This is a genomic window from Halomonas sp. (assembly GCF_031581305.1).
Classification (GTDB): Bacteria; Pseudomonadota; Gammaproteobacteria; order Pseudomonadales; family Halomonadaceae; genus Halomonas.
Map to the genome: position 1 here is coordinate 1 of NZ_JAVLBC010000243.1, position 4,204 is coordinate 4,204.

Genomic DNA, 4,204 nt, shown 5'->3' on the forward strand with positions numbered 1-4,204 from the left:
CCGACGTTGACGAACAGCGAGTCGGCCTCGATGTTGAAGGGCTCGAGCCCGGAGAGGCGACAGGCGCGCAGCCGTTCGGGCACCCGGCGTGGAGCGAGGCCCTGGATGGCTTCATGGATCGCCGCGATGTGCTCGGGGGTGGAGCCGCAGCAGCCGCCGATGATGTTGACCAGGCCGCTCTCGGCGAACTCGGCAACGATCGCCGCCATCTCCTCTGGAGTCTGGTCATACTCGCCGAACTCGTTGGGCAGGCCGGCGTTGGGGTGGGCCGAGACGAAGGCGTCGGCCTTGGTGGCAAGCTCCTCGACATAGGGCCGCAGCTCCGCCGCACCCAGGGCGCAGTTGAGCCCGACGGAGAGTGGACGCGCATGGCGTACCGAGTTCCAGAACGCCTCGGTGGTCTGGCCCGACAGGGTGCGTCCCGAGGCATCGGTGATGGTGCCGGAGATCATCACCGGCAGCCGTTCGCCGTGTGCCTCGAACAGCTCCTCCAGGGCATAGATCGCCGCCTTGGCATTGAGGGTGTCAAAGATGGTCTCGATCAGGATGAGGTCGGCGCCACCCTCGATCAGCGCCTCGGCAGCCTCATAGTAGTTCTCGCGCAGGGCGTCGAAGGTGACATTGCGCTTGGCCGGGTCGTTGACGTCCGGCGAGAGTGACGCCGTGCGCGAGGTCGGCCCCAGCACGCCCGCTACATAGCGCGGCATACCGGTCTCCTCGGCCACGGCGTCACAGACCACACGGGCCAGGCGCGCCGATTCCCGGTTGAGTTCGGGCACCAGCGCTTCCATGCCGTAGTCGGACTGGGAGAGACGCGTGCTGTTGAAGGTGTTGGTCTCGACGATGTCGGCCCCGGCCTCCAGGTACTGGCGGTGGATCCGCGTCACCAGGTCAGGGCAGGTCAGGGCCAGCAGGTCATTGTTGCCCTTGAGGTCGCTCGGCCAGTCGGTGAAGCGTTCGCCACGAAACTCCTGCTCGGAGAGCCCGGCATTCTGCAGCATGGTCCCCATGCCACCGTCGAGCATCAGGATGCGTCGCGACAGGCTGTCATGGAGCGTGGCGGTCAGGGCGGTGGGAACGGCGGCCATGGGTCGAATCAATCTCCAGCGTGGGCATCAGGGGTCGAGCCGGCAGCGGAGCGCCTGAGGCGTCTTGTCGAGGGGATGCGCTGCGGGCAAGGGGCAGTCCTGCCGAATTCCGGGATATCGGGCAGGCCGCCGGGAAAGGGGTTCATCTTAGCAAATGCCACGGCGCCGGGGCAGGGGGCAAGCTAAAACCTAGCATTTCAGTCGGGATTGTGTCGGCCGCGCAGGTCGCTTACCATTGAGACCATCACACTTTCTGTACATGTCGCGACGTTACCCCGGCGCGGCACGTCACGATAGCGAGAGTACCATGAGCGACAGCATTCAGATCACCGACAGTGCCCAGGACTACCTTGCCGAACTGCTCGAAAAGCAGAACGTCGAGGGCATCGCAGTCCGTATCTTCATTACCCAGCCGGGTACCCCCTACGCCGAAACCTGCTTAGCCTACTGCCGACCCGGCGAGGAAGAGCCCAGCGACGAATTGCTGGAACTGGAGAAGATCCGGGTCTACCTGGACAAGAACAGCCTGCCCTTCCTCGAAGAGGCCGTTGTCGACTTCAACGCCGACCGCATGGGTGGCCAGCTGACCATCAAGGCGCCCAATGCCAAGATGCCGAAGGTCAATGCCGATAGCCCGCTCGAGGATCGTGTCAATTATATCCTCTACAGCGAGATCAATCCGGGGCTGGCCTCCCATGGTGGCGAGATCAAGCTGATCGAGCTGACCGATGACCAGGTGGCAATCCTGGCGTTCGGTGGCGGCTGCCAGGGCTGCGCCGCGGTGGACCTGACCCTCAAGGACGGCGTGGAGAAGACCCTGATGGAGCGCATCCCTGAGCTCGCCGGCATCCGCGACGTGACCGACCATACGGACACGACCAACGCCTACTACCGCTAGGCAAGACGACGAACGAGGGGGCGATGCCCCGGGGGAAGCCATCGGGCTTCCCCGATCTCACTCTGAATCCGCTTTCGAAGGCCCCGCATCCGCGGGGCCTTCGTCGTTCTCGCCCTGCTCCTCGCCAGCCTGATCCGCCACCGGGGGCTGCCAGAGGCAGCGGTGGAGCTGGGCCTCCAGGTCGCGCAGGCGGCGCACCTGCTCCTCCAGCAGCTGCTTCTGCTCGTCGATGCGCGCCTGCATCAGGGCCTGCTCACGCTGCAACGTCCGGGTTCGCTCCTCGGCCTGGCGGCGGGCCCACTCGGTCTCGCGGTGGCGCTTCTCCTCCTCGGCCTGCGCGCCGCTCGCCTCCTGCACCAGCTGCTGCGCGCGTTCCAGCCGTGTCTCGAGCTGTTGCAGCCGCTGGGCATGGCGCTTGTCGGCGGCCTGTCGTTCCTGACGCGCCTCGTCGACCAGCCCCATCAGCCGCGCCTCGCTGCTCTCGTGACGCTTCTCCTCCTGAGCCAGGCGTTCCTGGTGACGCGCCGCCTGCTCGGTCAGGGTCTCCTGCTGCTCACGACCCTGGCGCTCATGCTCCTGCTTCAGGCTCTCCAACTGCGATTCCAGGCGCGCCTGCCGCGTGGCGAGCTTCGCCTCGCGTTCGGCCAGGACATCGCGCTCCGACTCGCGGCGCGCCAGCTCGCTGCTCTTCTCTTCCAGGCGCTGCTCAATACGTGCCAGGTGCGCCGCCAGCGCCGATTCACGCTGCTCGGCGTCCTCAGCCCGGCGTGTGGCCTCGCCGGCTTCCTCTCGCGCCGTCTCCACCCGGCTCTCTGCCTCCTCCCGGTAATGGGCGAGGGCCTCGTTGGCACAGGCCTGAGCCTTCTCCCACAGCGACTCGGCGAGTTCCTGCAGCGCCTCGGGCATGCCGCCGGGCGGTGGCACGTCGCGGTTCTCCTCCCGCCGTGTCCGCCACTCGCGGAGGTGCTCGCTGATGGTCGTGAAGCTGCCCGTCCCCAGCACCTCGCGCACCTTGTGAACGCTAGGCGCCTCGCCCTGCTTAAGCAGGGCATCGATGGCCCGCTGAACATCCTCATATCGCACACCGCTGCGCGCCATGCCCATCTCCTCGTCGTTACCTGCCGGGTCTTCCCCTGGGCTCTCAAGCCGTAGTGTACCCGCCAGGAACGCGATATTGAAGATAATTACATATTACGTATTACGTTATTTTATTTATGGATTAGCGGTGAAAATCAAGATTACGCGGCTTATCTTGATTTTCGTGCAAGAAAGGCCCGATACTTGCCAGCAAGGAGCAAGGAGCAAGGAGCAAGGAGCAAGGAGCAAGGAGCAAGGAGGGATATGGACAGGACGGTGAGGCCGGCAGCACCCGGCAAGGTGCTCAAAGAGATATCGACGGCAGTCGAGCGACACGCGTTGCCGTCTGTCAGGGTGGAACAGCGGGGAGAAGGCCTTCATATCGCCGCCGGCACCGATGCCGAGGCCGTGGCGCAGTGGCTCGACGAATACCGGGCAAGCCCCCGGACCCAGCGCGCCTATCGCCGCGAGGCGCAGCGCCTGCTGCTGTGGCTGGCGGAGCAGGGCAGGGGCCTCGATGAGCTTCGCCGCCAGCACCTGGATACCTTCGAGTCCTTCCTGGCCGATCCGCAGCCCGCCGAGCGCTGGATCGGGCCGGTGCGTCCCAGGCGGGACCCGCGATGGCGTCCCTTCCGCGGGCCGCTTTCGCCCGCCAGCCGCCGTCAGAGCCTGGTGATCCTGCAGGGCATGTTCGCATGGCTGGTGGAGGCGGGCTGGGTCCGCCACAACCCGTTCCGCCTGATGCGCGACAAGCGACGACGCCTGGACAACCGTCAAGGTGGGATCGAGCGTTACCTGGAGCGCCCCCTGTGGGACTGGCTGTGGGGCTGGTTGAATCGGCCGGCGGAGGAGGGTGCCTCACCCCGACAGCACTACGAGTTGATTCGCTGCCGCCTGGTGTTCGGCTTTGCCTACCTGCTGGCCCCGCGGATCAGCGAGATGAGTGCGGCTCGCATGAACGACTTCCAGCGTCGCGAGGGGCGATGGTGGTGGACCGTGGTGGGGAAGGGCGACAAGGCAGGTTGCATCCCGGTACCGCCGGACATGATGGGTCTGCTCGGCGAGTGGCGCAGGACACTGGGGATGGCAGCCGAGCCATCGCCGGATGATGCCTCACCCCTGCTGAGGGCCCTGGACGGTC

4 protein-coding genes are annotated in these 4,204 nt (G+C 66.0%); 2 read left to right on the forward strand and 2 right to left on the reverse strand.

The genetic code is table 11. The annotated features are described in order from the left end of the window. A partial coding sequence (locus tag RI841_RS14970) for a homocysteine S-methyltransferase family protein (RefSeq protein ID WP_310706433.1) occupies positions 1–1,088 on the reverse strand: 1,088 nt, incomplete at its 3' end. A gap of 307 nt (positions 1,089–1,395) precedes the next feature. On the opposite strand from RI841_RS14970, the gene nfuA reads away from it, so the two are divergent. Continuing rightward, complete coding sequence (gene nfuA, locus RI841_RS14975) at positions 1,396–1,986, forward strand: Fe-S biogenesis protein NfuA (protein WP_310706434.1); 591 nt, start codon at positions 1,396–1,398, stop codon at positions 1,984–1,986. A gap of 57 nt (positions 1,987–2,043) precedes the next feature. On the opposite strand, the gene RI841_RS14980 is transcribed toward nfuA, so the two are convergent. Next, the gene (locus RI841_RS14980; protein WP_310706435.1) at positions 2,044–3,084 is read right to left on the reverse strand and encodes a DNA-binding protein; all 1,041 of its coding nucleotides are present in this window, start codon (positions 3,082–3,084) and stop codon (positions 2,044–2,046) included. Between the two features lie 318 nt (positions 3,085–3,402). On the opposite strand from RI841_RS14980, the gene RI841_RS14985 reads away from it, so the two are divergent. Next, a partial coding sequence (locus RI841_RS14985) for a site-specific integrase (RefSeq protein ID WP_310706436.1) occupies positions 3,403–4,204 on the forward strand: 802 nt, incomplete at its 3' end.

Coding starts and splice junctions, on each gene's coding strand:
- nfuA (WP_310706434.1), top strand. CDS start 1,396: ATGAGCGACAGCATTCAGATCACCGACAGTGCCCAGGACTACCTTGCC.
- RI841_RS14980 (WP_310706435.1), bottom strand. CDS start 3,084: ATGGCGCGCAGCGGTGTGCGATATGAGGATGTTCAGCGGGCCATCGAT.